This window comes from Paraburkholderia ginsengisoli NBRC 100965 (assembly GCF_000739735.1).
GTDB classification, from domain to species: Bacteria; Pseudomonadota; Gammaproteobacteria; order Burkholderiales; family Burkholderiaceae; genus Paraburkholderia; species Paraburkholderia ginsengisoli.
Genome location: NZ_BBJF01000017.1, coordinates 44,575 through 70,747, shown reverse-complemented (window position 1 = coordinate 70,747; position 26,173 = coordinate 44,575). Strand labels below are relative to the sequence as shown.

The window sequence follows — 26,173 nt, the reverse complement described above, 5'->3', positions numbered from 1 at the left end:
TCGCTCCACTCAGATGAAATTCAAACCGATGCCGCCCAGCGGACCATAGTCGACGTGGAACGTGTCGCCCGCGCGCGCGGCGATCGGGCTCGTGAACGAGCCGCTCAGGATCACATCGTTTGCGTTCAGCATTTCGTCGTACGGCGCGATCTTGTTGGCGAGCCACGCGACGCCCGTCGCCGGATGATTCAGCACCGCCGCCGCGAGGCCGCTTTCTTCGACGGTGCCGTTTTTGTAAAGCAATGCGCCGACCCAGCGCAGATCGATATCGAGCGGACGCACCGGACGGCCGCCGAGCACGATGCCCGCATTCGCGGCGAAGTCCGAGATCGTGTCGTAGACCTTGCGCGGCGCTTTGGTATCGCGGTCGAACTGTTCGATGCGCGCGTCGATGATTTCTACTGCCGGGCTCACGTAAGCGGTGGCGTCGAGCACGTCGAACAACGTGACGCCCGGCCCTTTCAGTGGCTTGCCCAGCACGAACGCCAGTTCCACTTCCACGCGCGGCGCGATGAAGCGGTCCGCGCGAATGTCCTGGCCGCTTTCGATGAACATGCTGTCGAGCAGCGGCGCGTAGTCGGGTTCGTCGATCTGCGACGAACGCTGCATCGCGCGCGAGGTCAGCCCGATCTTGCGACCCTTGATCACGTGGCCTTCGGCCAGTTTGAGCTTGACCCACTGGCGCTGGATTGCGTAGCCGTCCTCGATGGTCATCTGCGGATATAGCGCGGAGAAATGGCGCAGTTGCGTGCGCGTCTTCTCGGCGCGATCGAGTTGCGCCGCGAGGTCGCGGATAATCTTTTCGTCTAGCATGATGGATTCTCGGTGGACCGCGTGATCGATGGACGGTCTTCGGGTGTCGTCTCGCGAGTTAAGCCGCTTTTTTTAGCCCCGCTTTCAGCCTTTGAGCCGCGCGTGCAAATTGTTGTGCTTCCACGTGCCCGCTTCGCTGAACTCGCCGATCTCCAGCGACAACGCCAAACCCTGTCGCTCGAATTCGGCGGCGAAGTACTGCTTGATCAACGCGAACAGCGCGTCGCCGGTGGCGCGTTTGACGGCCTCGGAGCGCCCTGCGCCGATCTTCAGATTCGCATGCAGGAACGCGGCGTCGGGGCGTCCGTCGGCGATGCAATACTGCTCGCAGCGCAACGCACGCACACGGATGCCGCCGAGCGGATAGACCTTTTGCTCATTGTCGCGCTGTGCGTCGAGGCATTGCGCGAGCGCGTTGCACAATTCGCCGATGCGTTCCGCGCCGGTGAGATTGGCGCTGTATTCGAGTGTCAGATGGGGCACGTTGTCTCCTCAAAACTCAGACGGGCAGCGGGGTGACTGGGAAGATCGCGTTGATCTGGCCGGTGCCGGAACTGCCGAAGTACGGCGTGACGACCTCGACCTTGCCGTCGTATCGATCCCAACCAAGCGCGCCGAGCAGCATCGCGGTGTCGTGCATGCCGCCTTCGCCCCAGCATTTCTCGTTGTAGAGCGGCAGCATTTCGCAGAAGGTCTTCCAGTCGCCGGCTTTCCACAACTCGACGACGCTACGGTCCATCTGTTCGAGAAACGGGTTCCACACCTTGTGCATGAACTGCTCGGCCGTGCCGTTATTGGCGAAATGATGACTGAGCGAGCCGCTCGCCAGAATCGCGACAGTGCCGTCGTAGCGCTCCTCGATCGCCTTGCGCACCGCGAGGCCGAAGCGTGCGCTCGTGCCGAGGTCATGCCACATGCACCAGCCCGACACCGACACCGCCTTGAAGTGCTGGTCACCGTTCATATAACGCATCGGCACCAGCGTGCCGTATTCGAGGCCGAGCGTGGTCTCGCTGTGTGCGCGGCTTTTCACGCCCATTTCGTTGGCGACGCCGGCGATCAGATGACCGAGTTCGACATTGCCCGGATACGCGTACGGCATGTTGCGAATGAAATGCGGCAGTTCGTTGCTCGTGTACACGCCTTCGAAATGGGGCGCGCAATTGATGTGATATTCGCTATTCACGAGCCAGTGGACGTCGAACACGACGATCGTATCCACGCCGAGTTCGCGGCAGCGCCTGCCGATTTCATGATGGCCGTCGATGGCCGGCTGACGGCAACCCTTGTGCGGACCGTCGAGTTCGGACAAATATAACGACGGGACGTGCGTCACTTTTGCGGCCAAGGCGAGTTTGCCCATCGCAGTCTCCTGTTCATGTTGCGTCGCCGCGTGCGAGGCATTCCGCTCGCTTGCGTCGCTTTCTAACGTAAGTGTCACACGCCCCAGCGCGGAATATGATGCGAACCGAGCGATACGCAAACGTTCTTCGGTTCGAGAAACACTTCGTAGCTCCACGTGCCACCTTCGCGGCCCACACCTGAAGCCTTGGTGCCGCCGAACGGCTGACGCAGATCGCGCACGTTCTGGCTGTTGACGAAGCACATGCCCGCTTCGACGGCGGCAGCGACCCGATGCGCGCGGCCCGTGTTCTCGGTCCAGATGTAGCTCGACAGGCCGTATGAGATGTCGTTGGCGAGCCGGACCGCATCGGCTTCGTCGTCGAACGGAATCAGGCACGCGACCGGACCGAAGATCTCTTCCTGCGCGATGCGCATGCGATTGTCGACGTCGACGAACACGGTCGGCACGACGAAGTTGCCCTTGCGCATCGCGTCAGGCAAATCGGGCGTATCGAGCCCGCCGCACGCGAGCGTGGCGCCTTCCTTCGGACCCAGTTCGATGTAGCCGCGCACCTTGGCCAGATGCGCCTGACTGATCATCGGACCGACGATGGTGCTGTCGGCAAGCGGATCTCCCACGGTCAAACGCTTCGCGCGTTCGATGAAGCGCTCGGCGAAGCGCGCGTAAATCGAGCGCTGCACCAGAATGCGCGAACCGGCAGTGCAGCGTTCGCCGTTGTTCGAGAAGATCATGAACACGGCGGCGTCGAGCGCGCGTTCGAAATCGGCGTCGTCGAAAATCACGAATGGCGACTTGCCGCCGAGTTCCATCGAAAACTTCTTGAGCCCCGCCGTTTGCACGATGCGATTGCCGGTCGCCGTCGAGCCGGTGAACGACACCGCGTGCACGTCGGGATGCGCGACCAGCGGCTCGCCGGTTTCCTTGCCGAAGCCATGCACGACATTCAGCACGCCGGCCGGAATGCCGGCTTCGAGTGCGAGCCGGCCGAGCATCGACGCGGTGAGCGGCGACAGCTCGCTCATCTTCAGCACGGCCGTGTTGCCGAACGCGAGGCAGGGTGCGACTTTCCACGTGGCCGTCATGAACGGCACGTTCCACGGCGAGATCAGCGCGCAGACCCCGACCGGATGAAACAGCGTGTAGTTCAGGTGCGTATCGGTGGGGTACGTGTGCCCGTCGACGCGCGTGCACATCTCGGCGAAGTAGCTGAAGTTGTCGGCGGCGCGCGGCACGAACTGCTTGCGCGTTTGCGAAATGGTCTGGCCGGTGTCCTTCGTTTCGGTTTCCGAAATTTCCGGCACATGCTTCGCGATCAGTTCGCCGAGCTTGCGGACCAGCTTCGCGCGCTCTGCCGCGGGCTTCGCGGCCCAGGCGGGAAACGCGTCTTTGGCCGCGCGCACGGCGGCGTCCACGTCCTGCGCGCCGCCTCGGGCGACTTCCGCGAGCACCTCCTGCGTAGCCGGATTGACCGTTTCGAAGTAGTCTTTCGCGGCGCACGCCTCGCCGTTGATCAGATGGTCGATTCGCATTGCGTTGTCCTTTCTTTTTCGTCGGCCGAAGTTAGTCGTGCTTCTGGCACGTACTCCGGGCTCATGCGGGGCAGTCACTCAGGCGCGGCCGAAGTCCGCGTCCGATCCAATCGTGTTGACGAGACGCCCCAGCCCGTCGATTTCGCAGACCACTTCGTCGCCGGCATTCACGTTGACGATGCCTTCCGGCGTGCCGGTGAGGATGACGTCGCCGGGGGCGAGCGTCATGAAGCCGCTCAGGTATTCGATCAGCGCGGGGATATCGGTGACGAGGTCGCGCGTGTTGCCATGCTGTTGCAGCGTACCGTTCACGAACGTGCGCAATTCCAGTCGCGTGACGTCCGCGATGTCGGCGGCGTCGACGAACCAGGGACCGAGCACCGTGCCGCCGTCGCGATTCTTCACGCGCAGGTTGGGGCGGTAGTAGTTCTCCAGGTAGTCGCGGATCGCGTAGTCGTTGGCGATCATGTAGCCGGCCACGTGCCGCATCGCGTTTTCGCGTGTGACGTTGCGCGCGGTCTGGCCAATCACGACCGCCAGTTCGCACTCGTAGTGCATGAACGTGACATCGGCGGGGCGGCGCGTGACGCCGCGATGACCGAGCACCGTGCCCGGTCCCTTGAGAAAGACGAGCGGCTCTTCCTGCTTGCCGAACTGCAATTCCTTCGCGTGCTCGGCGTAATTCAGGCCGAGCGCGAAGATCGTGCCGACTTCGATCGGCGCGAGCCAGACCACTTCATCGTCGCGCCGCACGCGACCGTCCGCGAAGCGCACGCCGTGGGCGTCCGGATAGGCTTCGTGAATCGCTCCCGCGTAGGCAACCCGGCCGCGCATCATCGTTGTTCTCCCTCTTGTTCCTGTGCGCCAACGAACGACACCGTGAGCGATGGCAATGCACCAATCGTCAGCGTGGCCGTGTCGCCGACATGCGCGACCGGCGAGCCGTGACGCACGCCGAGCGTGATGACGTCGCCTGCGCTCAATGTCATGAAATCGGTGACGTCGGCGAGCAGTTGCGCGACCTTGCGCACCGACGACGCAGTGCTTGCTGTGAAGACCTTTGCGCCGTTGAGCGCGACCTCGATGGCGAGGTCGTCCGGGGTTGCAACGTGGCATGCCGCGACCACAGCCGGGCCGATCACGCAGAAGCCGTCGCGCGCGCGCAGGCGCACCGAAGGCCGGTACACGTTCGCATGCGGGACGCTCAGATCGGCCACGAGCGTATACCCGGCGATGTATTCGGCCGCGCGGTTCGCGTCGATGCGTGTTGCAGTGCGGCCGATCACGATGCCCAGCGACGCGCCGACTTCGACACCCGACGCGTCGTCCGGCACGACGACCCGCGCGCGATGCCCGGCGAGCGTGTTGCGCGGCTTCAGATAAAGCACCGGCGCTTTCGGGGGCGCTTTATACGGAGCCGCATGCACCGCGTCGCCTAACGCCTCCAGCGCGGCACGGTCGTTCAGCAAGGTGCCGTACACCGCGCCGCGCACCGGCGCATGGCAGGCGACACCGCGCGCGAGCAACGCGGCCGCGGTGCGCGCGTCCACGTCGCGAGGCAGCGGGTCGCCTTCTGGATGCAGCAGGTGATCGGCAAGGACCAACATGGGTGAACGGTCTCCTGGAAAAATCCCGGTGAAAACACTAACATGTTAGTAGTATTGCGCTTGATATGATTCACGGTCAATAGGCTGTCGATTGATCGCGGGTTTTCCCTTAAGCTTCGACCGCTGCTTTTAAACTTTCTCCGACATGTCCGCTGCCACCCGAGTTTTGCACCGCAACCTGCCGATGCTGCTGTTGCGCGCCAGAGAAAAAATGATGGAGCGTTTCCGTCCGTTGATTACCGCGCATGGACTGACCGAACAGCAATGGCGCGTCATTCGCGCGCTCGACGAACACGGCCCGATGGAGCCGCGTCACATCTCCGACATCTGCACGATTTCGAGTCCAAGTATGGCCGGCGTGCTCGCGCGAATGGAGAGCATGGACCTGGTAATCAAGGAGCGTTTCGCGGAGGATCAGCGCCGCGTGCTCGTGTCGCTGACGGACACGAGCGTGGAACTGGTGCGCGTGATTTCGAAGGACCTCGAAGCGCACTATCGCGCGCTGGAGCGCAAGGTGGGGCCGGAGATCGTCGAGCGCGTCTATCGCGCGGTCGACGATCTGTTGGCCGGGCTGGGCGAAGAGGACGAATAACCTGGGCGCCTGGAACGGCGCATGTGCTTACCAGCCCTGAAAGCGCCGCCACTCCACGCTATTGCCGTCCGGCATCACCGCGTGATACTCGGGGAACTGGGCGCCGGTCGCGCATGCGTGATTCGGCAGAATGCGCAGCTTCATGCCAATCGGAAAGCGCTGCTCGATGTCGGTGACCTGTGTGTCCGCGTCGGTCGACGAGAGAATGCCGTGCTCCTGATTCGCGCCGCTCACCACGTAGCCGGGTAGCAGAGTACCGTTCAGCAGACACGGCTGGCCATAGCCGAAATCGTGCGCTTGCTTCGACGTGCCTCGATCGCGGCTCATCGCCATCCAGCCTGCGTCGAGAATCGCCCAGCCCTTGTCCGCCTGATGGCCGATCACGGTGGCGAGCACGCTGAGCGCGATGTCGTCGAGCGCGCATACGCCGACGTTGTGCATGACGAGATCGAACAGAACGTAGACGCCGGCCCGCACTTCGGTGACGCCGTCCAGTTGCGCGGCGGCGAGCGCGGTCGGCGTCGAGCCGACGCTGACCGCCGGGCACGCAATGCCGGCTTCGCGCAACCGTTGCGCCGCGCGCACGCAGCCGGCGCGCTCCTGCTCGGCGAGCGCGACAAGCGCTTCCTGCGTGTTGAGCTCGTAGCTCGAACCCGCATGGGTCATCACGCCGCCGACCTTCACGCCGTTCTCATGCAGAATCCGCCCGACTTCGAGCAGCGTGTCCTGTTCCGGCGTGATGCCAGAGCGATGCCCGTCGGTGTCCACCTCGATCCACACTTCGAAGGTCGCGCCGTGCTGCTCGCCGAATGCGGCGATCGCCGATGCGGCGATCGGGTTGTCCACCACCAGCTTCAGATCGCAGCCCTGGCGGCGCAGCGCCAACGCTCGCGGCAACTTCGACGGTGCGATGCTGACCGCGTAGAGAATGTCATCGACGCCGGCGGCAAAGAACGCTTCCGCTTCCTTCAACGTCGACACGGTGATGCCGCGCGCGCCGGCGGCGATCTGCGCGCGCACCACGTCGATACATTTGGTGGTCTTTACGTGCGGGCGGAACGCGACGCCCAGCGTGTTCATGTGCGCCTGCATGCGCGCGATGTTCTTCTGCATCCGCGCGATGTCGATCAACGCGGCCGGGGTTTCGATCTGTTCGAGTTTCATGCTGTCACCGGGAATTGAAGTGGTGTGGCTCACAGGCGGAAGCGGGCGAGCCACGGAATGAGCGCATCGAGCGTCGGCGCTTCGAACTCGGGCGGCTGCGCCCCCGCGACAAGCGGCAGGCCCACGTGGTTGTGCCAGTATGTACGCAAGCCGACGGCGGCGGTGCCGAACATGTCGTAGCTGGAGCCGGCGACGAACGCGGCCTGATCGGCTTCTATGCCGAGTTTCGCGAGCGCGAGCCGGTACGGTCGAGGGTCCGGTTTGTAGACGCCGGCTTCTTCGGCGGTCACGATCGCGTCCCAGCGGACCGGCAACAGTTCGGCGGCCTGGGTGCCGAGGCGGGTCGAGCAATTGGTGACGACCGCGAGCTTGCAGTGCGGTTCGAGTGCGCGCAACGCGTCGAGTGCGCCGCGCCACGGCGTCAGATTCAGCCAGTCCGCCTCAAGTGCGAGCGCGGCGGATTCGGGCAGGCCGACTTGCGCAGCGGCCTCGCGCACGAGCTGTTCATACGCAATGTAGCGGCCGCAGCCATACGTCAGACGCAAATAGGCGGCGCGCCATGCCCGGCCCGCTGCTTCGGAGCCTGCCGCGCGGTTCCATGAGGTCCACGAATCGAGCAGCGCGGTCAGCAGGTCGAACAGAACGGCATGCGGGTAGGCGGCGGAGACGGATGCGGAAGTCATGATGTAACCGGCTGTGGCGGTGAGTCGATTATAGAGTCTGGTCCGCGGCCAGGCGTTTAGACGAAGCAACTCATAGATTCAGGGAAACTGAATGGCCGCGTGGCGCCTAGCGCCGCCATGGTGGCAACGGCCTGAATCGACTCTGCAAATACTGCATGAAATGACGCGTGCGCGCCGGCAGACCCGTGCGTTGATGCGTCAGCGCGATCACGTTGGCATCGGGCGCTTTCCATCCGGGCAGCAAACGCACGAGCTTTCCTTTCGCGATGTCGTCGGCGACGTCCCATTCGGAACGCAGGATCACGCCGCGGCCTTCGCAGGCCCACTGGCGGATCACATCGCCATCGTTGCAACTGAGGTGGGCGGAGACGCGCACGCTACGGCGCGCGCGGCCCTTGCTGAACTGCCACAACGACACGTCTTCGTTGTTCTCTCGCAGCAGGATGCAGGGGAGCCGATTCAATTCGTCCGGCGACTCCGGCGCGCCGCCCAGCCGCTTGACCAGCGCGGGCGCCGCGCAGACGAAGCGCGCATTCGGCGCGATCGTATAGCCGACCAGATTCGATAGCGGCAAGTCGCCGATATGCACGACGATGTCGAATCGATCCAACGTCTCGGTCAACGGCCGGTCGGAGAGCGTGAGCGCGACGTCGATATCCGGGTTCTGCTGCTGGAAGTCGCCGATCGCGGGCGCGAGGTGGCGTCGTCCGAATCCCAGCGGCGCATTGATTTTCAGCGTGCCGACCAGACCGCCGCGGCGCATCTGCAAGTCTTCAAACAGCGCGTCGAACTGCTCGACGAGCTCGGCGCCGCGTTCGCACAGCAGCATGCCTTCGTCGGTGAAGTGCAGGCGGCGCGCGGTGCGGTTCACCAGTTGCGCGCCGAGCTTCTTTTCGAGTTGCTGGAGGCGCTGCGTGATGGCCGACGGCGACAGCCCCAGTTTGCGCGCCGCGGCGATCAGACTGCCGCTTTCGCGCAGAGTCAGCAGGAGGCGGATATCGGCCGAATCGTTCATGTGAGCAAGCGGTGAGGGCGGGATCTGGCAGCATAATGCGTTTGGCCGCGCGGTTCCATCGCGGCTCGCGCAGGAGGCGGACGAACGCGGCGCTGCGTCGCAAGGTAAAGTGGCATTTCCTTAACGAAGCCGACGGATCGACCCGCTGAAGTAGCGGCCTCCATAAGGTGGCGCAGGTGGCGCGGGCCGCGCGCTTTCCCAAGTTTTCACAAGAGATGTGTTATGCCGTCGTCAAAAGAGCCATCGAGCGGTCCGTCAAGCGCCGCTGACCATGCAGGGCCAAAAAACGCCTTGAAACAGGCGGTATTTCTGCACACCGGCTGGCGCAGCGCGGGGACGTGGGTCTGGTCGCGTCTGCGTGAACTCGACTCGGCAACGGGTTTTTATGAACCGCTCAGCAACGTGCTGGCCGAACTGAGCCTCGCCGACGTGGCCGCCTCCCGTCCGACGCTGACCTCGGGCCACCCGCCACTCGCCGCGCCGTACTTCGACGAGTACCGGCCGTTTCTTCAGGACAGCGCGCGCGGTGTCGCCGGCTATCGCAAGCGCTTTAGCATCGACCGGTTCGCGAGCGCGCCGGATGCGGAGTTTCCCGCTTTGCAGGCCTATTTGCGCAATCTGTGCGATCGCACCGTCGAACAGGGCCGCGTGCCAGTGTTCAAATTTTGCCGCTCGTCGGGGCGGCTGCCCTGGCTGAAGCAGGCATTTGCGCAGGCGATGCACGTGGGCGTGCTGCGCAATCCGGCGTCGCAATTCGCGTCGGGATGGCTGCTCAGTCAGCAATGGAGCAATCCGTTTTTTGTCGCCGCGCCGTTTCGTGTGCTCGGCCTGAATCAATCGGACCCGCTGGTCAGGCAAGCCGTCGAGGTCTGCGGCGTGAGCTTGCCACCCGTCGGGTCGATGACGGAAGACGCCTATGCGATGACGTGCGAGCAATACGCGCGCACGGCTGAGGGCAACAATGCTTATCGCGCGTTCATTGCATTGTGGATTCTCTGCGCGTTGCGAATCGCGCAGGGCGTCGATTTGCTGGTGGACATCGACCGGCTAGGGCAGTCGCGCGATTACGCAGCCGCATTGCGCGCCGCGTTCGACGCGCAATGCGGACTGTCGCCGGACTTCGGCAGCGCGCGCGATCTGGTCGAAGAGACGCGGCGCAGCGCGGCGCGCATGGCGGGGATCGACGGCCGGGCCATGCGCACAGTGCACTCCGCGGCGCTGAAGTTCCTCAAAGCGCAAGTCGGCATCGACGCCGCGTTGGTCGACGTGGTGCGCGAGAAGATGGTGCTGGCCAACGAACTGACCGAGCCGTGGCGTTAAGCGTAAAACGCGGGCCCGGCCACGCAGCGTGCGTGAAATAATCGTCACGCTGCCGGCACCGCGAGCCGCTGTTTAGCCTGCCGCCGACACCGCCGCCCGCAGCGCGAGCAGATAACTGTCGACGCCAAAGCCGCAAATCTGCCCTTTGACGATCTCCGCGAATACCGACTGATGCCGGAACGCTTCCCGCGCGTGGATGTTCGACATGTGCAGTTCGACCACGGGCACAGTGAGAATCGCGAGCGCATCGCGAATCCCGTAGCTGTAATGAGTCCACGCGCCCGCGTTGATGAGCACGCCGTCGACGTCGTCCGTGAACGCCTGGTGAATGCGTTCGCACATCTCGGCTTCGCTGTTGGTCTGAAAGCTCTCCACCTGAACGCCGAGCTCCTTGCCCAACGCCTGCAACTTGCCGTCGATTTCGGCGAGCGTGATGGTGCCGTATTGCGCCGGGTCGCGCTTGCCGAACATATTGTGGTTGATGCCGTGCAGCATCACGAAGGTTTTCATCGGGCTTCCCTGGAAAATGAAACGGGCCGGCGCGGCGAGCGCCGCGCGGACCTAGTGAGCCGACGCGACGGCCGGCATGGTATCGACAACCGAGCCCGCGTTCGCGGCTTCGGCGATGGCCTCGGTAATGCGCAAGTTCTGCAAACCGTCGCGCGCGCTGACGAGCGGCGCCACTTCACGGCGAATCACGCGTTCGAAATGGGCGAGCTGCAGCTTGAGCGGGTCGTCTCGCGTCATTGCGGCGACGCTCACCTCGAACGGCTTCCACCACGAACGGTCTTCGGCTTTGCCGTACGTTTTCAGACGCATCGTCGGCACCGACAGCGAGCCGAAGGTGCCCGCGATCACGTAGCAATCTTCGTCCGGGTACGATGGATACGCCTTGTTTTCCTGCGAGGTCTGTTCCCAACTGCGCGCACTTGCGGCGGTGTCCGAGAGCATGAAGCTGCCGAGCGCGCCGCTCGCGAAACGCAGATTGATCGCCACCGTGTCTTCGACCGGAAAGCCGCGCGTCGCATGCGATGAGAAAGCCTGCACGGCGACGATGTCGCCGCACAGCATGCGCAGGTTGTGCACCTCGTGAATCATGTTCAGCAGAATCGGGCCGCCGCCTGGCTTCCTGCGCCATTCGGCGTCCGAGAAGTACTGGTCCGGCTTGAAAAACACCGCACTGCCCATCACCGCGACCAGTTTGCCGAGCCGGCCTTCGTCGATCAGTTGCCGCGCCCGCGCCATGATCGGGCTGTGCGCGCGGTGATGGCCGATCAGCAACGGCACGCCGCTGCGTTCGACTTCGCCGACCAGCGTCTCGGCTTCGGCGACGCTCGGCGCGATCGGCTTTTCGAGCAGCGTCGGCACGCCGGCCGCGAGGCAGGTCAGCGCGTGCTCCACATGCAACTGGTTCGGCGTCGCGAGAATCACGCCGTCCGGACGGTCCCGTTCGAGTAGCTCGTCGAGCGTGCGGTAAAGCGGCACGCCGGCCTCGGCGGCGATCGCCCCGGCCGCCGGCGACGGATCGACGATCGCCGACAGCGTGCACGTGCCGCTCTGTTGCGCGACGGCCATGTGAGCGCGGCCGATGTAGCCTGCACCGGCCACGGCGATCCGGGTCCTGTTCATGAATCGGGTCCTTTGCGGTTGCGATCGGATGCGTAAGCGTCGGCGCTTACGCGACGGCTTTTTTTGCGTCGGCCATCGTCTGCGCGCGCAGTGCCTCGTAGCTGGTCTTGTCGATCGGGACCGCGTTCGGCTGGCCGAGATCGCTCAGCTTGACGCGGAAGTTTTCGCGCGCGCTCCATGCCGTCACCGCCGCGATCACGGTGATGCCGAACGTGATCGCGCCGATGGTCATCGGGATGTTGTTCGATCCCGGCGGCGCGACGTAGGCGAACAGGGCCGGCAGGAGCGCGGTGATCGTCGTGCCGATGTTCTGGCCGATCGCCATCGCCGAGACGCGCGAGCGGGTCGGGAACAGTTCCGGATAGAAGCTTGGGAAGATCGCGTTATAGCCCTGATACACGATGCCCCACATGAGGATCGACATGACCATCGCGAGCGGCACGTTCCGGATGCTGATCGCGTAGAGGTACCCGAACGACAGCAGCCCCGCGCCGAGTGCGCCGACGATGATCGGCAGACGCCGGCCGATGCGGTCCGACAGATTGCCCACGAACGGAATCACGAGCACGGCGACGATGTTGCCCACCACCGGGATCCACAGATAGACGCTCTTCGAAAAACCGATCCCGTAGGATTGCTGCACCGCATACGCCGCGCCGAAGATCGTCGCGACCACGGGAATCACGTTCATCAGCGAGCAGCCGATCACGCGCAGCATATCCCCCCAGTTGTAGCGGAAGGCCTCGACGATCGGCGACTTCGGCACGCCGCCGGTCGCGTCTTCCTTCTCGAACGCGGGCGTTTCGTGCACTTCGCGGCGAATGATGTAGCCGGCGATCAGCACGACCGCGCTGAGCAGGAACGGAATCCGCCAACCCCACGAATTGAACGAGCCTTCGTCCATGAAGTAGGCGAGCGGCAGGAACACGGCCGCGGCGAGAATCTGGCCGGCCTGCACGCCTTGCAGCGTGAAGCTCGCGTAATAGCCGCGTCGTCCGAATGGCGCGTGTTCGAGAATCATCGAACTCGCGCCCGAGATTTCACCGGCGACGGCGAAGCCTTGAATCAGACGCAGGATCACCAGCAATGTCGGAGCGAGCATGCCGACGGAATGGTAGGTGGGCAGAAAGCCGACGGCCATCGTGGAAAAGCCCATCAGAAACATGCAGACGAGCAACACGTTTTTGCGGCCGTGGGTGTCGCCCCAGTGCCCGAGCACGACCGCGCCGATCGGCCGCGCGACGTAACCGACACCATAGGTTGCGAGCGACGCGACGATCGCGATCTTGGGATTGCCCGATGGAAAGAACAACTGAGGGAAGATGAGCGCAGCCGCCTGAGCGTAGATGAAGAAATCGTAGTACTCGAGCGCCGAGCCGATCCAGCCGCTGGCGGTTGCTTTGCGAGCCTGCGATTGATGCTCCTGGGCGCTCGCCGATGCATTCGTTTCCATATCGTCTCCTGAACAGAAATGTTTTTGTCAGCTTCTATGGCTGACTTATTGGCGCGCTGAAAGCAAAACATTGCAAGCCAGGACTTTCCTGGGCACGCTGCCTGCATCCATTGCCGCTTGCCATTAGCGCTTGCCGCGCTGCGGCATCGAACGGGTTGGCGGGTTGGCCACGACACAGGGTTAACCAGTGCCTGGGTGTCCCGAGCATTGAGTCCGGTCCGCCCGCGCTTGCCCGATCAATCCGTTACGGCTAGGGTAATGTGCTTCTGCACCGACACAATGCGACCAGATGGAAAATCAGAATGCGCTCACAGCCAGCAATGAGTCTTTCCTGCGCGATCTGCAACTGTTCTGCAATATCGCGCGTCGGGGCAGCTTCGTTGCCGCATCGACCGAGATGGGTTTGTCGCCGTCGCATGTGAGCAAGCGGATCGCGATGCTGGAAGCCAGTCTCGGCGTCAAGCTGTTTCAACGCACCACACGCCGGGTCAGCGTGACGAGCGATGGCGAAGCCGCTTTGCAGTGGGCGCAGAAAATACTCGACGACGTGCAGGGCATGGCCGACGCATTCGCGGACCGGCGCACGGAGTTGCGCGGGCTGCTGCGAATCAGCACGAGTCTGCGGCTCGGCCGCAAACACGTGTCGCCGATTCTCGCGATGCTGCGCGAGCGTCATCCGAATCTTGAGATCTGGCTGGAGTTGCTTGACCGGCGTGCGGATCTGGTCGGCGAGAACTTCGACATCGACGTGCGCGTGGGCGAAGTGAACGAGCCGCATCTGATCGCGCACAAGATGGTGGAGAGCACGCGGATTCTCTGCGCGTCGCCGGCCTATCTCGAACGGCGCGGCATGCCGGCCGATCTGGGCGAACTGACGCAGCACGACTGCCTGCTGTTTCGCGGCCGCGACGATCGCTTCGGCGTCTGGCGCTTGAGCGGGCCGAATGGCGAAAAGAGCGTGAAGGTGACGGGTACGGTCGCGTCGAATCTCAGCGACATCGTCGTGCAGTGGGCGAAGGACGGCTACGGCGTGGTGATGGTGTCGATCTGGGATGTCGCCGAGAGTTTGCGCGCCGGTGAACTGGTGCGCGTGCTGCCGGACTATCAGCAGTCCGCCGATGTGTGGGCGGTGACGGCGGAGCGGTTGTCGTCGTCGGCGAAGATCCAGGTGTGCATCGAGTTCTTGCGCGAGCAGTTGACATGCGGGCCGTATGCGCTCGTGACGCGAGGCGTCGGCGGGTTTTGACCGAAACGAAACCCCGAGCCGCGCGCACGACATCGCCAATACAGTTGCGACGCAAAAAACAACACAGTGAGGCGCGGTTCTATCGCGCTGTATCGGGAATATGACCGGCGCCGTCGATACAGTTGGCGGGTCTCGAAGTAGCCAGCCCGCAAGCGGACCGCTGCGCGCGCTGCATGACGTAGCCGATATTTTTGCTCACGGCCCGGTGGCGATGCACCGCGGCCTATCCCGAACACGAGGTCAGGACATGAATGTAGCGAACGAACAAGCGAAGCTGTCGGTGCGGCAGTTGGGCCATTACATCGGCGGTGCGTCGGTTGCGCCGGCGAGCGGCCGCTTCAAGGACGTGTTCAATCCGGCGACCGGCAAGGTGACCGGTTCGGTCGCGCTAGCCTCGGTTGAGGAAGTCGATGCGGCAGTCCGGGCGGCGAAGGCCGCGTTTGCCGCGTGGAGCGAAACCGCGCCGATCAAACGGGCGCGCATCCTGTTCAAATTCAAGGAGCTGCTGAACCAGCATCACGACGAACTCGCGATGCTGATCACTCGCGAGCACGGCAAGGTGTTCACGGACGCGCAAGGCGAAGTGGTGCGCGGCATCGAAGTGGTCGAGTTCGCGTGCGGTATTCCGAACCTGTTGAAGACCGACTTCACCGATCAGATCGGCGGCGGCATCGACAACTGGAATCTGCGCCAGCCGCTCGGCGTGGTCGCGGGAATCACGCCGTTCAATTTCCCGGTGATGGTGCCGATGTGGATGTTCCCGGTCGCCCTCGCGTGCGGCAACACGTTCGTGCTGAAGCCGTCGGAACGTGATCCTTCGGCGTCGCTGCGGATCGCCGAATTGCTGAAGGAAGCGGGATTGCCGGACGGCGTGTTCAACGTCGTGAACGGCGACAAGGTGGCCGTCGATGCGTTGATCGAGCATCCGGACGTCGCGGCGCTGTCGTTCGTGGGCTCCACGCCGATTGCCGAATACATTCACACCGAAGCGTCGAAGCATGGCAAGCGCGTGCAGGCGTTGGGCGGCGCGAAGAACCATCTGGTGGTGATGCCGGACGCCGATCTCGACCAGGCCGTCGATGCGTTGATCGGCGCCGCGTACGGCTCGGCGGGCGAGCGTTGCATGGCGATCTCGGTCGCGGTCGCGGTGGGCGACGTTGCCGATCGGCTGATCGAGAAGCTGGTGCCGCGCGTCAAATCGCTTGTCATCAAGAATGGCGAACACCTGGACGCCGAGATGGGACCGTTGGTTACAGCGGAACATAAGGCCAAGGTGACCGGCTATATCGCATCGGGCGAAGCGGAAGGCGCGAAGCTGATCGTCGACGGCCGCGCGCATCCGGTGGCGGCGGAAGAGGGCTTTTTCATCGGCGGCACGTTGTTCGACAACGTCGGCACGCAGATGAAGATCTATAAGGAAGAGATCTTCGGCCCGGTGCTCGCGGTCGTGCGTGTGCCCGATTTCGCGAGCGCCGTCGAACTGATCAACGCGCACGAGTTCGGCAACGGCGTGTCGCTATTCACGTCCGATGGCGGCGTCGCGCGTGCGTTTGGCCGGCAGATTCAGGTGGGCATGGTCGGCATCAACGTGCCGATTCCGGTGCCGATGGCATGGCACTCGTTCGGCGGCTGGAAGCGTTCGCTGTTCGGCGATCACCATGCGTACGGCGAAGAGGGCGTGCGCTTCTATACACGCTACAAGAGCATCATGCAGCGCTGGCCGGACAGCATCGCGAAGGGTGCCGAGTTTACGATGCCGGTCGCGAAGTAAGCCGTAATGAACCGCAGGTGGCACAAGTAGCACGAGCACTGCGGTAAAAACAAAGCCGCGTCTGATCGATTCAGGCGCGGCTTTTTTGCATCGAGTGGGCCGTGGTGCTAGACGCTTGACGACGCGTCTTCTTCCGCTTCATTCACGGCGGCATTTTGCACGGCCGTGACGGGACCGACATAAGAGGTTGCCGCGCTGGCGGCCGGACGTGGATCGTCGATGCTGTAGCGCAGCCGCCGGCCTTCTACATAGACGCGCAACTGGCGGTACTTCACCAGATAAAGCAGCCCGACGAGCGCCGCCGCGAAGCCCGACGCGGCGCCCACGCCGAGCGCCCAGCGCGGGCCGAAGCGGTCCGCGACCCAACCCACGACCGGCGCGCCGAGCGGCGTGCCGCCCAGCGCGATCGCCAGCAGGATCGCGATCACGCGGCCACGCATCGCCGGTTCGGTGGTGAGTTGCACGAGGCTGTTGGTGGACGTGGTGAAGGTTTGAGTCGATACGCCGATCACGACGAGCGCCATGCCGAACAGCACGTAATTCGGCATCAGCGACGCGACCGTGCAGCCCACGCCGAATACGGCCGCCGCGCCGAGCAGCAGCGCCATCCGGGGGCGCGCGCGGCGCGCCGTGAGCAATGCACCGGTAACCGAGCCGATCGCCATCGTCGAACTCAGCACGCCGTATTGCCCGGCGCCCGCATGAAAGGCGGTGACCGACATCGTCGAGATGAAGATCGGGAAGTTCAGCCCGAACGTGCCGATCAGGAACAGCATCAGCAACGCGGCTTTCAGATCGGGCCGCGTCCACACATACTTGAAGCCTTCGACGAAGCTGCCGCGCGAGCGCACCGCGCGCGGCTTCAGATGCAGTTCGTGCAGCCGCAGCAGGCGCAGCGAGCCGAGTACCGCGACGAACGACAGCGCGTTGATCAGGAACACCCAGCCGGTGCCCACCGACGCGATCAGCAGGCCCGCCACCGCGGGCCCGATCATTCGTGCCGCGTTGAACGACGTGGAGTTGAGTCCGACCGCGTTCGCCAGATCGCTTTCGCCGACCAGATCGGACACGAAGGTCTGACGCGCCGGCGAATCGAAGGCGGTGACGCAGCCGAGCAGCCCCGCGAAAACATAGACCTGCCAGAGCTGCACGAGCCCGGTGACGGTGAGAATGCCAAGGGCCAATGCCAGCGAGCCCATCGCCGCCTGCGTGGCGAACAGCAGCTTGCGGCGGTCAAAGTGATCGGCCGCGTAGCCGGTGAGCGGCAGCAGTAGCATCTGCGGCCCGAACTGCAATGACATGACGATACCCACGGAAGTCGCATTGTGATGCGTGAGTTCCGTGAGTACGAGCCAGTCTTGCGCCGTGCGCTGCATCCACGTACCGACATTCGAGACGATCGCGCCACTCGCCCAGACCCGGTAATTGAAATTTCGCAGCGAACGGAATGTGCCTGTCACAGCACGGTTCCTGTCTGAACGACGAACCAGGTGGCGAGCACGCGCGAGCTTGCGCTCAGGCGCATAGTCATGCGCGCGTGCTGTCGAGCAGCGCCAGGAGTTCCTGCGTCGTGCCGGTTTCGCCGAGACGCGGGAAGATGCGCGTGACGCTGTTGGTGTGCGCGTCCGCATTCAGATCGGTCATGGCGTCGACGACGAGCGTGACGTTCAGGCCGAGTTCGCTCGCGTAGCGCGCGGTGGATTCGACGCCGATGCTGGTCGCGATACCCACCAGCACGACTTGCGTGACGCCTTCCTTGCGCAGATACGCTTCGAGGTCCGTGTTCGTGAACGCGCCCCAGGTGCGCTTGGTGACCACATGATCCGACGGCTGCTGCTTCAGTTCGGGCAGCAGGTCGGCGAAACCGGCGGGGAAGTCGCCGACGTGTGTGCCCTGGTCGGTGCGGCCCGGCGCGCCGGCCGCGACGTTCACGAGCACCACGGGCAGGCCGTGGCGACGAAACGCGTCGAGCACGGTGACCGAGCGTTGAACGATTTCGCTCGACGGCTGAACGGTGGGCAGTGCGACGATGCCGCGCTGCAAATCGATGACGATCAGTGCGGTTTTTGCGTCGAGAGTGGTGAGTGCCATGCTGTGCTCCTGGGTGGTACGAGTCGTTACGAGTCGATGAGTCGTTTGAGCAAGTCGACGCCGATTGCGAGTTGTTGCTGTTCGGTCGCCGAGAACTGGCTCTGGATGGTGCGAAACAGCCAGTCTTCGCGGGCGGCCCGGCTGGCCTTGATTTTCTTGCGAAAGGCCGGTGTCAGCGAGAGAACCGTCTGCCGGCCGTCATTCGGATCGGGCGCGCCGTTGACGAACCCCGCGGCTTTCAGCGCTGCAAGCATTTCGCCCATCGATTGCGGGCGCATGCCCTGAGCACGAGCCAGCGCGGTGACCGTGGCCGGACCGTCGCGTTCGAGCAGAGTGAGAACCTGTGCTTGCGAAGGCGTGAAGTCGCCCACGTTCGACTCTTCGCGCAGACGGCGGCGCAGCTTCACGCCCACTACGCGCAGGTTTTCAGCCAGTGCGTGCAGCGCCTCGGGCGCAAGCGGAGGGGCGTTCTTGCTCATGCGATGACAACCGGATGTGAAGGTTACCTGCGAAGGTTACCTTCGTATCTCGTTCGAGTCAAGTTGGGATGTGGGCGCGCATTCCGGCAACGGGGCCGCGCCGTGTCGGCAGGCTGCTGCCGGAACGCTCACGGAGCGCGCAAGCGACGATGGACCACACGCCACACCGTCCCGCCGAGCAGCATCACGCCGCCGAGCGCGATGCCCAGCAGCACCAGCGAGCTCATATGCTCGCGCACCATCGGCATGTTGCCGAACAGCGCGCCGGCGGCCATCAGCGACACGACCCACAGCGCCGCGCCGGCGGTTACCAGCCACACGAAACGCGAGAGCGTCATGCGCGAGACGCCGGCGACGAACGGCGCGAACGTGCGCACGACGGCGATGAACGGCGACAGCAGGAAGGTCAGGCCGCCGCGCGCCTCGCTGAAATCGTGCGCTTTACGCAGCGCGCGCTTGTTCAGCCATCGATAGTTGGCGGTATAGACCTTGTCACCGACCGCATGGCCGATTCCATAACCGACGATGCTGCCCCCCACCGTCGCGACGAACAGCACAGGCGCGACGATCCACGGATTCAGCGCGCCCGTGGCCGCGAGCGCGCCGCAAATGAAAATCAGCGGATCGCCGGGCAGGAAGAACAGCGGCAGGAAGCCGTACTCGACGAACACGACGACAAACAGCAGCACGTACACTCTGTCGCCGAATTGCGTGATCAGAGCGCTCAGGTGCTGGTCGAGATGCAGGGCGACCTGCAACACATTCAGGAGATCCATCGTGGGCCGGGGGAGAGTAGATGTCACGAGTTTAGTCCCGTGGCGGCGCGTGCACTTGTGTATTTGTCGCGTGGGATGTCAATATCCCGCGATATCTTCGGCAATCGCGGCCCGTGCGCAGTGCTCACGCGGCCGCCGCCTACAACGACTCCCTTCGACACGCCATGCAGCCCTTACCCGATATCACGTTCCGTTTTGCCGCGCCGCGCGAGGCGAATGCGATTCGCGCGATCGAATTCGAAGCCGGCCAGCGCTTCGTCAGCGTCGGCATGACCGGCATTGCCGATGCGCCGCCCATGGCGCCGGAACTCGCCGAACGCAAGATTGCGGCGGGCGAGATCATCGTCGCGGTGGACGCCGATGCGATCTGCGCGGGTTTCGTGATGTTCGAGCCGCAACCCACGCGCATCTATGTGCAGGAACTGGACGTGCTCACCTCGCACGCCGGGCGGCGCATCGGCGCGGCCTTGATCGAGCAGGTCGCGCAACTCGCGCAGACGCGCGGCTTGGCGCAACTCGTTCTGTCGACGTATCGCGAGGTGCCGTGGAATGCACCGTACTATCGGCGGCTGGGGTTTCGGGAGATCGAATTCGCCGAACTCGACGCGGCGCTGATCGAGCGGCGCAACGCGCATATCGCGCGAGGACTCGACGAATCGAAGCGTGTGTTCATGCAGCGCGATCTTGTGTGACGGGTGCGGTTTGCGGGTGGGCGCGGATCGTAACGAACGTGACGAGCGCGTTGAACCAAGCAAACACGGTTGAACGCGCGGCGCAAAAAAACGCGGCGGGTATGAGCTGAACATTGTTCGCTCATACCCGCCGCGCGGTTTTACAACGCTCTGCGATTCACGCGCCGCTTCACCGGAGCGGAGCGGCTCTGCGTCAGCCGACCACGCGGTGCATCGCAACGCGTCGCTCAGCACACACGGCCGTTTATTCCACCGCTTCCAGCGCCGGATAATCGACGTAGCCGGTTTCGCCGCGAGCATAATAGGTCGACGGATTCGGCTTGTTCAACGGCGCATTCGTCTCGAAGCGGCGCACCAGATCCGGATTGGCGATGAACAGTTGACCCCATGCCACCGCGTCCGCTTCGCCCGCGTCGAGCACCTGCTGCGCGGTCTCTTTGGTGAACTTCTCATTCGCGATGTAGGGGCCGCCGAATGCCTTCTTCAGTTGCGGGCCGAGGCGGTCTTCGCCGAGCGATTCGCGTGCGGCGATGAACGCGATCTTGCGCTTGCCGAGTTCGCGGGCCACGTAACCGAACGTGCCGATCGGATCGGAATCGCCCATCGTGTGCGAGTCGCGGCGCGGTGCGAGATGCACGCCGACGCGGTTCGCACCCCACACGTCGATACACGCGTCAGTGACTTCGAGCAGCAGACGCGCGCGGTTTTCGATCGGGCCGCCGTAGGTGTCGGTACGCTTGTTGGTGCTGTCCTGCAGGAACTGGTCGAGCAGATAGCCATTCGCGCCATGCACTTCGACGCCGTCGAAACCTGCCGCCTTCGCGTTTTCCGCGCCCTTGCGGAACGCTTCGACCACGCCGGCGATTTCATCGAGTTCCAGCGCGCGCGGCGTCACGTACGGACGCTCCGGACGCACGAGGCTCACATGGCCTTGTGCCGGGATCGCGCTCGGCGCGACCGGCAATTCGCCGTTCAGGAACAGCGGGTCCGAAATGCGGCCGACGTGCCACAACTGCAGGAAGATCTTGCCGCCAGCCGCGTGCACGGCGTGGGTGACGAGCTTCCAGCCTTCGACTTGCTCCTGCGACCAGATGCCCGGCGTGTCGGCATAGCCGACGCCTTGCGGCGTGACCGAGGTGGCTTCGCTGATGATCAGACCGGCCGTTGCGCGCTCGGCGTAATAGCGCGCCATCAGCGCGTTCGGCACGCGGATTTCTTCAGCGCGTTGACGCGTGAGCGGCGCCATGATGATGCGGTTCGACAACGTGATATCGCCAATTTGCAGCGGATCGAAAAGAGTCGGCATAAGAGTTCACCTTTGGCGGCGGGTGCGAGCCCGAGCCTGAAAAAAACTGCGTGATGAAAGTAGCGCGGCGACGCGAACGAAGCGTTCAGAGCCGGGAGTTCATATGTTCGAGGAACGCCTGGATGACGGGCTCGTTGCGCTTGAAAAAGACCCATTGACCGACCCGCTTCGACGTGACGAGCCCCGCGCGCTGCAAGGCCGCGAGGTGCGCCGACACGGTGGACTGCGAGAGGCCGCAGCGCGCGTCGATCTTGCCCGCGCACACGCCGTGATCGAGCGGCAAATCCTGATCGGCGAAATGCGCGTGCGGTTCCCGCAGCCAGCCAAGAATCTCCCGGCGGACCGGGTTGGCAAGGGCTTTGTGAATCGCGTCGATATCGGGCTTCATCTGGGTTCGTTCAAGGTATTCGACAACGGGCAGCCGGGACGCCGGGGGCGCCCACGCATCTGCATCGCTACATGACGAATCATATATCGGAAATTGACGATATATGGGGAAGCACTACTGCGTGTGGGGCGATCGTTTCGCACTTCGGCCCGCGCTTTATGAAAGGTCGTTCTAAGTAAGGGATTTATTAATCCAGATTTTTCGAATGCGCGATGAGGCATCGCCCCGGAATATATTGTTCGGAAAACTAACGGAGGGGCGTATTTGCTTTGAGTGATTCGGCACCGTGAAAATGCCATCAATTTAGTTTCGGAATCCGCCACCCCGCTTCAGGCGGCAGCCCCATCGGGAGCAAGCTTTTCAAGCCGATACCCGTAGCCGTAGACGGGTGCCAGCCGGTAGCCGCTTTCCGGGCGCAGGCCGAGTTTCGTTCGCAACAACGAAACATGAGTGTCCATTGTGCGGGAGGAAACGTCGGGCGCCTGCTTCCACACCCGCTCGGCGATGTGTGCGCGTGACAGCGGACGTCCAAGATTCTGGAACAGCAGCAAGGCCAGCGCGAATTCGCGTTGCGTGAGTGTCGTCGGCATCCCCTTTTTCAAAACCTGCTCGGAAGGCAGATCGAACTCGAAATCGCCGAAGACCTCCCGCGTTGCCGTGGAATTGATTCCATAGACACGACGCAGTAATGCCGAAACTCGCGCGAGGAGCACGCCGGAACTGACAGGTTTGATGAGATAGTCATCGGCCCCGGCGTTCAGCATGGACATGATGTCGTTTTCACGGCCGTATGAGGTGATGAAGATGATCGGCAGGCGTTGCGGTCCGTTCTGCTTGACCCATTCCAGTACCGCCTTTCCCGTCATGTCGGGAATCTCCCAGTCGAGGACCAGGAGATCGAAGGTTTCCCGCCGGAGGGTGCGAACCAGCGCCTGCCCTCGCGCGAATTCATGACAACTGTGCCCTGCGACTGAGAGCGCTTCAATCGCGAACGCAGCCTGAGCCGGATCGTCCTCAAGTACCGCAATTCTCATCATTTCTCCCCAATTCGCTGGACACAGCGACTCACATCAGATGTTTTTTTATTGTCGGCGCTGGAGGACACGCGGATTTTTATAGTGATTGTAGGCAATTTTTCGAACTCCAATCGCTTGTTACAACTCTCCGGCGGGTCCCGGACGGCGGACGGTGCGGCGCCCGGTGGCTACGCGATCGGCACGTTCACGAACTGGACGGTCAGTTCCCGCGCGATCAAGGACGGAGTCATCTCGGCCTCGGTAGTTGTCCTGGGTTTGAGTGGTCCATCTGCACCTCGAGCTTCCTTTTACGCGTTAGACACGACACTTACGACGGGCCAGATTCAGGAAGCCTAAAAAGGCAAAGGGCGAGAGTAAGGCTGCCAGGGTCTCCCGCGCCCATGGAAGCCGACGAGAAGGCAGGAGGGCCGAGGGTCGATCAGAAGGATCTTGGCGTGCATGGTTTGTATAAAGCCTTCCGCGTTTCGTTCGGCGTGCTCCAGACGCCTTGCCATGCAGATCGAACGCAGGATGGCACGCTGCACCGACTGAATTGACAAACGACTCAGTTATCGTTGGCGAAACGTGTCAGCTATCCGGCGCGTCACGAGCTCTCTTTTGGAGGGGACAGGCGCGAGCTTTAGGGCGTTTCTCTTTGGTGCGCATCGAACTCATTCCGTGCGCTAAGCCGGCCATGGTCTGTGGAATTGCATTGGCTTTGCGAGGATTCCTGATATCGAATTCCAGCGCTTCGATTGCTGCTGTTACGTACGGCCCTCGCCACTACCCGCCCATTTTATGGCGTGACGCCGATGGGTTCTATTAGGAGCAGATCGAGTTTCACGCCTACTGATTTCAAGAGGTGAGCGCATACGGTTCCCCGATAAGGGCGCCTTCGCAAGAATGTCCGTATGGGTTTCATCGCGTTCTCGGAACGGGTAAAGTGGCACCCCCAATCTAGGCTCCGGTCACATTGGACGTTTTCCATATGCAGCGATATGGCGAGAGAGGGTGGTGCGGCATGGCGCTTTGGACGGCGAATCTCTACTTTCGGCGTGGCACTTGTTCTCCGGCTTACCGGTGAAATTCGACGGCGGCTAATGTCGTTGCTATACAAATTTCTTTAATCGACGACGCGCAAGATAAGGGCCGGCGAATTGCAATAGCCCACGCGAACACTATGAAAAAATTATTCTGGACTGCATTGGTGACTTTTGGGATCAGCGTCGCTGCATGTGGAGGCGGTGGCGGCAGTAGCAGCAGTGGCGGCAATATTCCGTCCCACCCATCGGCCACTGGCAATCCCGTCGGCCTAACGCCGGAGGACAATCCAGGCAGCGCGTCGACCAACGCTCCGACAAGCACGTCACTCTCGACGGGTACGTCAGTTCCGACGAGCGCGCCGTCCTCCGCAGGCGGGCCCACGATCTCCGACGCTACCGTGCTCCCCGCCGCCGACGGCAGCGATCAGGCCGACTCGCTTCAACGGGCACTCGACGGATTGCAAGCGGGGCAGCGTCTGGTGTTTGCGCCAGGGCAATATGTCGTCACTCATTCGCTTGCAGTGAAGAACCCGCAAGTGGTGATCTCGGGCTATGGCGCAACGCTGCTCGCAACCAACGTGAGCGATCAGACAATTGTGATGAGCGGTAGTAACTCGACGCTTGTGGGTCTTACTCTGATCGGGATCGGATCAACTCGACTCAGCACGCCTGGCTCGACAAAAATCGAAGTAACCGGCACGGGTGTTCAGGTGCTCGATATCACAATCCGAGGCGGGGCCAGTGCGGGCATCTTCGTGTTCGGCGGAAAGGATATCGCGATCGTGGGGAACCGGGTGCAGGACACGCTCGCCGACGGTATCCACACGACCTATGGTTCGCGGAACGTGCTCGTGCAGGGCAACACCGTCACGGGAACGGGCGACGACATGATCGCCGTGGTGAGCTATCAGGGCGACGGCGCGTTGAGCAGCAACATCCTGATTACGGGTAACGCCTTGTCGAGTAACTACTGGGGACGAGGCATCTCGGTGGTCGGCGGCTCGGACGTGACGATCACCGGCAATACCGTGCAAGGCGTGCAGAAGGCCGCCGGCGTGCTGATATCCCAGGAAGACAGTTGGCACACCTACAATGCGACGAACGTCCTCGTCACGAACAACCAGATCTCGGACATACAGAACTCGACGAGCGCGAATAACAGTCGCCTTCCAAGTCAGCAAGCCGCCATCGAGCTCGACACGGGATCAGGCACGGTGACACTCGTGTCCGTCACGAACAACCAGGTCTCCCGCTCGGCCTACGCCGGTTTCCGCGCGTTAGGCAATGTGTGTCAGTTTCTCGTCACCGGTAACGTATTCGCGTCGATAGCAGGCACGGTCACCTCTCTGCTATCGACCGGTTGCTCGGCGAGCCAGAGCGTCATCAATTCGAACATGCTGGACGGCAGCGCGCTGTTCAACCCGGTCGGAAGTTCGGCAGCAGGCGCGCTTAAGATCACGGGCGCGAATGCGACCCTTCTGCCGCAGATCCGGGATTACCTGAGGCAGACGTCGGACTGAGGCTGTTTCCAACCTGCGTTGTGTATTGCGCTGTCACGGACTCACAGCGCAACACGATGAATAAGCTTGATAGCGGCGCCCATCTGCTCAGATCGCTTGGCTCTGCAGAAGGGGCCGCTATGTTGACTGAGCGTCGCGTTTCGGCCAATCTCGCGCGAAGAAAGTCAACTTGGGTGATTCCACTACTCAAGACAGGCTTCATCTGAACGTCGCCGATGCTGAAGAATACATTTCGTGGCCGCAGACATACAGTTGACCAGAGAAAGCACTGTCGGATCTGAATTGATTGAGGCGACGAGAGCAGGATCTCGTTGCAGTACGCAATTTGTACTTCTTTCCCAACTGCCCGCGGTAGTCAGAGGAATGTTTAACATTTGACAGGCGCTAGCTTGCAATATTTAACGTTCCAAGCGGAGACAAACGGCTACCATTGTTCGGTCGACGTACGGCGTTCGTTGTATCGGAGCGCTATTTCTCCCGGTTTTTTTCCGAGTACATGTGTCAGCAACGGCCAACACGATCCTGATTGAGACTGCGAAATAGCTTGCGCCCGTTTGCAGGTCGATCGATTCGTACGATCGCAAGGTTTGGAACTGAATGGTCACATTCTCGGGATTGCAACAATGCAGGAGTCTCTCGCAACTTGGGACGGCCGCAGCGATGCGGCTTTGCCT

The 26,173-nt window shown here is 62.8% G+C and carries 25 protein-coding genes; 6 read left to right on the top strand and 19 right to left on the bottom strand.

Going from position 1 to position 26,173, the window contains the following annotated elements:
* Positions 1-9 precede the first annotated feature (9 nt).
* The 6 genes from hpaH to BGI01S_RS22050 all read right to left on the bottom strand — a co-directional run bounded on the left by hpaH (position 10) and on the right by BGI01S_RS22050 (position 5,315).
* Positions 10-813: a 2-oxo-hept-4-ene-1,7-dioate hydratase gene (gene hpaH / locus BGI01S_RS22075; RefSeq protein ID WP_042328166.1), complete on the bottom strand. Its 804-nt coding sequence runs from the start codon at positions 811-813 to the stop codon at positions 10-12.
* A gap of 84 nt (positions 814-897) precedes the next feature.
* Entirely contained in the window at positions 898-1,296 is a 399-nt protein-coding gene (locus tag BGI01S_RS22070; RefSeq protein WP_042328165.1) for a 5-carboxymethyl-2-hydroxymuconate Delta-isomerase, read from the bottom strand.
* 16 nt (positions 1,297-1,312) lie between these two features.
* The gene (gene hpaD, locus BGI01S_RS22065; protein WP_042328164.1) at positions 1,313-2,176 is read right to left on the bottom strand and encodes a 3,4-dihydroxyphenylacetate 2,3-dioxygenase; all 864 of its coding nucleotides are present in this window, start codon (positions 2,174-2,176) and stop codon (positions 1,313-1,315) included.
* 74 nt (positions 2,177-2,250) lie between these two features.
* Complete coding sequence (gene hpaE, locus BGI01S_RS22060) at positions 2,251-3,708, bottom strand: 5-carboxymethyl-2-hydroxymuconate semialdehyde dehydrogenase (protein ID WP_042328163.1); 1,458 nt, start codon at positions 3,706-3,708, stop codon at positions 2,251-2,253.
* Positions 3,709-3,786: 78 nt separating this feature from the next.
* Positions 3,787-4,545 carry a fumarylacetoacetate hydrolase family protein gene (locus BGI01S_RS22055; protein ID WP_042328162.1) on the bottom strand — a complete coding sequence of 253 codons (759 nt, stop codon included), beginning with the start codon at positions 4,543-4,545 and terminating at the stop codon, positions 3,787-3,789.
* A complete protein-coding gene (locus BGI01S_RS22050; protein WP_042328161.1) occupies positions 4,542-5,315 on the bottom strand; it encodes a fumarylacetoacetate hydrolase family protein in 774 nt (257 codons plus the stop codon). The genes BGI01S_RS22055 and BGI01S_RS22050 overlap by 4 nt, the downstream gene beginning before the upstream one ends.
* A gap of 184 nt (positions 5,316-5,499) precedes the next feature.
* Here BGI01S_RS22050 and hpaR point away from each other — a divergent pair, with 184 nt between their 5' ends.
* Positions 5,500-5,907, top strand: a complete 408-nt coding sequence (gene hpaR, locus BGI01S_RS22045) for a homoprotocatechuate degradation operon regulator HpaR (protein ID WP_042328160.1) — start codon at positions 5,500-5,502, stop codon at positions 5,905-5,907.
* Between the two features lie 27 nt (positions 5,908-5,934).
* Here hpaR and BGI01S_RS22040 read toward each other — a convergent pair whose 3' ends face one another.
* The 3 genes from BGI01S_RS22040 to BGI01S_RS22030 all read right to left on the bottom strand — a co-directional run bounded on the left by BGI01S_RS22040 (position 5,935) and on the right by BGI01S_RS22030 (position 8,769).
* On the bottom strand, positions 5,935-7,071 hold the full coding sequence (locus tag BGI01S_RS22040) for a DSD1 family PLP-dependent enzyme (RefSeq protein ID WP_042328159.1): 1,137 nt from the start codon (positions 7,069-7,071) through the stop codon (positions 5,935-5,937).
* A gap of 29 nt (positions 7,072-7,100) precedes the next feature.
* Positions 7,101-7,754: an HAD-IA family hydrolase gene (locus BGI01S_RS22035; protein WP_042328158.1), complete on the bottom strand. Its 654-nt coding sequence runs from the start codon at positions 7,752-7,754 to the stop codon at positions 7,101-7,103.
* Between the two features lie 106 nt (positions 7,755-7,860).
* Positions 7,861-8,769 (bottom strand): LysR family transcriptional regulator, encoded by a 909-nt coding sequence (locus BGI01S_RS22030; protein WP_042328157.1) that lies wholly within the window; start codon positions 8,767-8,769, stop codon positions 7,861-7,863.
* 222 nt (positions 8,770-8,991) lie between these two features.
* Here BGI01S_RS22030 and BGI01S_RS22025 point away from each other — a divergent pair, with 222 nt between their 5' ends.
* Positions 8,992-10,089 carry a hypothetical protein gene (locus BGI01S_RS22025; protein WP_042328156.1) on the top strand — a complete coding sequence of 366 codons (1,098 nt, stop codon included), beginning with the start codon at positions 8,992-8,994 and terminating at the stop codon, positions 10,087-10,089.
* Between the two features lie 72 nt (positions 10,090-10,161).
* Here the strand turns inward: BGI01S_RS22025 and aroQ are convergent, their stop codons facing one another.
* From aroQ to BGI01S_RS22010, 3 genes are read right to left on the bottom strand one after another with little or no spacing between them, the layout of a single operon-like run.
* Entirely contained in the window at positions 10,162-10,599 is a 438-nt protein-coding gene (gene aroQ, locus BGI01S_RS22020) for a type II 3-dehydroquinate dehydratase (protein WP_042328155.1), read from the bottom strand.
* A gap of 51 nt (positions 10,600-10,650) precedes the next feature.
* Entirely contained in the window at positions 10,651-11,718 is a 1,068-nt protein-coding gene (locus tag BGI01S_RS22015; RefSeq protein WP_042328154.1) for a Gfo/Idh/MocA family protein, read from the bottom strand.
* Positions 11,719-11,764: 46 nt separating this feature from the next.
* Positions 11,765-13,171 (bottom strand): MFS transporter, encoded by a 1,407-nt coding sequence (locus tag BGI01S_RS22010; RefSeq protein ID WP_042328152.1) that lies wholly within the window; start codon positions 13,169-13,171, stop codon positions 11,765-11,767.
* Positions 13,172-13,460: 289 nt separating this feature from the next.
* On the opposite strand from BGI01S_RS22010, the gene BGI01S_RS22005 reads away from it, so the two are divergent.
* Positions 13,461-14,417 (top strand): LysR family transcriptional regulator, encoded by a 957-nt coding sequence (locus BGI01S_RS22005; protein WP_042328151.1) that lies wholly within the window; start codon positions 13,461-13,463, stop codon positions 14,415-14,417.
* A 247-nt stretch (positions 14,418-14,664) separates the two neighbouring features.
* Complete coding sequence (locus BGI01S_RS22000; protein ID WP_042328150.1) at positions 14,665-16,188, top strand: CoA-acylating methylmalonate-semialdehyde dehydrogenase; 1,524 nt, start codon at positions 14,665-14,667, stop codon at positions 16,186-16,188.
* Between the two features lie 107 nt (positions 16,189-16,295).
* Here the strand turns inward: BGI01S_RS22000 and BGI01S_RS21995 are convergent, their stop codons facing one another.
* The 4 genes from BGI01S_RS21995 to BGI01S_RS21980 form a co-directional block, all read right to left on the bottom strand.
* Positions 16,296-17,648: an MFS transporter gene (locus tag BGI01S_RS21995; protein WP_042328149.1), complete on the bottom strand. Its 1,353-nt coding sequence runs from the start codon at positions 17,646-17,648 to the stop codon at positions 16,296-16,298.
* 67 nt (positions 17,649-17,715) lie between these two features.
* Complete coding sequence (locus tag BGI01S_RS21990; RefSeq protein WP_042328148.1) at positions 17,716-18,279, bottom strand: isochorismatase family protein; 564 nt, start codon at positions 18,277-18,279, stop codon at positions 17,716-17,718.
* A 26-nt stretch (positions 18,280-18,305) separates the two neighbouring features.
* Complete coding sequence (locus tag BGI01S_RS21985) at positions 18,306-18,758, bottom strand: MarR family winged helix-turn-helix transcriptional regulator (RefSeq protein WP_042328147.1); 453 nt, start codon at positions 18,756-18,758, stop codon at positions 18,306-18,308.
* 128 nt (positions 18,759-18,886) lie between these two features.
* Positions 18,887-19,534 carry a VTT domain-containing protein gene (locus BGI01S_RS21980; protein WP_042328146.1) on the bottom strand — a complete coding sequence of 216 codons (648 nt, stop codon included), beginning with the start codon at positions 19,532-19,534 and terminating at the stop codon, positions 18,887-18,889.
* A 164-nt stretch (positions 19,535-19,698) separates the two neighbouring features.
* Between BGI01S_RS21980 and BGI01S_RS21975 the strand changes: the two genes are divergently transcribed.
* Entirely contained in the window at positions 19,699-20,226 is a 528-nt protein-coding gene (locus tag BGI01S_RS21975; protein WP_042328145.1) for a GNAT family N-acetyltransferase, read from the top strand.
* A 244-nt stretch (positions 20,227-20,470) separates the two neighbouring features.
* Here the strand turns inward: BGI01S_RS21975 and BGI01S_RS21970 are convergent, their stop codons facing one another.
* From BGI01S_RS21970 to BGI01S_RS21960, 3 genes are all read right to left on the bottom strand, one after another.
* Complete coding sequence (locus BGI01S_RS21970; protein WP_042328144.1) at positions 20,471-21,532, bottom strand: alkene reductase; 1,062 nt, start codon at positions 21,530-21,532, stop codon at positions 20,471-20,473.
* A gap of 85 nt (positions 21,533-21,617) precedes the next feature.
* Positions 21,618-21,920 (bottom strand): ArsR/SmtB family transcription factor, encoded by a 303-nt coding sequence (locus BGI01S_RS21965; protein ID WP_042328143.1) that lies wholly within the window; start codon positions 21,918-21,920, stop codon positions 21,618-21,620.
* 329 nt (positions 21,921-22,249) lie between these two features.
* Complete coding sequence (locus BGI01S_RS21960) at positions 22,250-22,954, bottom strand: response regulator transcription factor (RefSeq protein WP_042328289.1); 705 nt, start codon at positions 22,952-22,954, stop codon at positions 22,250-22,252.
* Between the two features lie 1,162 nt (positions 22,955-24,116).
* Here BGI01S_RS21960 and BGI01S_RS21955 point away from each other — a divergent pair.
* Positions 24,117-25,499 (top strand): right-handed parallel beta-helix repeat-containing protein, encoded by a 1,383-nt coding sequence (locus BGI01S_RS21955; protein WP_084585462.1) that lies wholly within the window; start codon positions 24,117-24,119, stop codon positions 25,497-25,499.
* Positions 25,500-26,173: the final 674 nt, after the last annotated feature.

Coding starts and splice junctions, on each gene's coding strand:
- hpaH (WP_042328166.1), bottom strand. CDS start 813: ATGCTAGACGAAAAGATTATCCGCGACCTCGCGGCGCAACTCGATCGC.
- hpaD (WP_042328164.1), bottom strand. CDS start 2,176: ATGGGCAAACTCGCCTTGGCCGCAAAAGTGACGCACGTCCCGTCGTTA.
- hpaE (WP_042328163.1), bottom strand. CDS start 3,708: ATGCGAATCGACCATCTGATCAACGGCGAGGCGTGCGCCGCGAAAGAC.
- BGI01S_RS22055 (WP_042328162.1), bottom strand. CDS start 4,545: ATGATGCGCGGCCGGGTTGCCTACGCGGGAGCGATTCACGAAGCCTAT.
- BGI01S_RS22050 (WP_042328161.1), bottom strand. CDS start 5,315: ATGTTGGTCCTTGCCGATCACCTGCTGCATCCAGAAGGCGACCCGCTG.
- hpaR (WP_042328160.1), top strand. CDS start 5,500: ATGCTGCTGTTGCGCGCCAGAGAAAAAATGATGGAGCGTTTCCGTCCG.
- BGI01S_RS22040 (WP_042328159.1), bottom strand. CDS start 7,071: ATGAAACTCGAACAGATCGAAACCCCGGCCGCGTTGATCGACATCGCG.
- BGI01S_RS22035 (WP_042328158.1), bottom strand. CDS start 7,754: ATGACTTCCGCATCCGTCTCCGCCGCCTACCCGCATGCCGTTCTGTTC.
- BGI01S_RS22030 (WP_042328157.1), bottom strand. CDS start 8,769: ATGAACGATTCGGCCGATATCCGCCTCCTGCTGACTCTGCGCGAAAGC.
- BGI01S_RS22025 (WP_042328156.1), top strand. CDS start 8,992: ATGCCGTCGTCAAAAGAGCCATCGAGCGGTCCGTCAAGCGCCGCTGAC.
- aroQ (WP_042328155.1), bottom strand. CDS start 10,599: ATGAAAACCTTCGTGATGCTGCACGGCATCAACCACAATATGTTCGGC.
- BGI01S_RS22015 (WP_042328154.1), bottom strand. CDS start 11,718: ATGAACAGGACCCGGATCGCCGTGGCCGGTGCAGGCTACATCGGCCGC.
- BGI01S_RS22010 (WP_042328152.1), bottom strand. CDS start 13,171: ATGGAAACGAATGCATCGGCGAGCGCCCAGGAGCATCAATCGCAGGCT.
- BGI01S_RS22005 (WP_042328151.1), top strand. CDS start 13,461: ATGGAAAATCAGAATGCGCTCACAGCCAGCAATGAGTCTTTCCTGCGC.
- BGI01S_RS22000 (WP_042328150.1), top strand. CDS start 14,665: ATGAATGTAGCGAACGAACAAGCGAAGCTGTCGGTGCGGCAGTTGGGC.
- BGI01S_RS21990 (WP_042328148.1), bottom strand. CDS start 18,279: ATGGCACTCACCACTCTCGACGCAAAAACCGCACTGATCGTCATCGAT.
- BGI01S_RS21985 (WP_042328147.1), bottom strand. CDS start 18,758: ATGAGCAAGAACGCCCCTCCGCTTGCGCCCGAGGCGCTGCACGCACTG.
- BGI01S_RS21980 (WP_042328146.1), bottom strand. CDS start 19,534: ATGGATCTCCTGAATGTGTTGCAGGTCGCCCTGCATCTCGACCAGCAC.
- BGI01S_RS21975 (WP_042328145.1), top strand. CDS start 19,699: ATGCAGCCCTTACCCGATATCACGTTCCGTTTTGCCGCGCCGCGCGAG.
- BGI01S_RS21970 (WP_042328144.1), bottom strand. CDS start 21,532: ATGCCGACTCTTTTCGATCCGCTGCAAATTGGCGATATCACGTTGTCG.
- BGI01S_RS21965 (WP_042328143.1), bottom strand. CDS start 21,920: ATGAAGCCCGATATCGACGCGATTCACAAAGCCCTTGCCAACCCGGTC.
- BGI01S_RS21960 (WP_042328289.1), bottom strand. CDS start 22,954: ATGAGAATTGCGGTACTTGAGGACGATCCGGCTCAGGCTGCGTTCGCG.
- BGI01S_RS21955 (WP_084585462.1), top strand. CDS start 24,117: ATGAAAAAATTATTCTGGACTGCATTGGTGACTTTTGGGATCAGCGTC.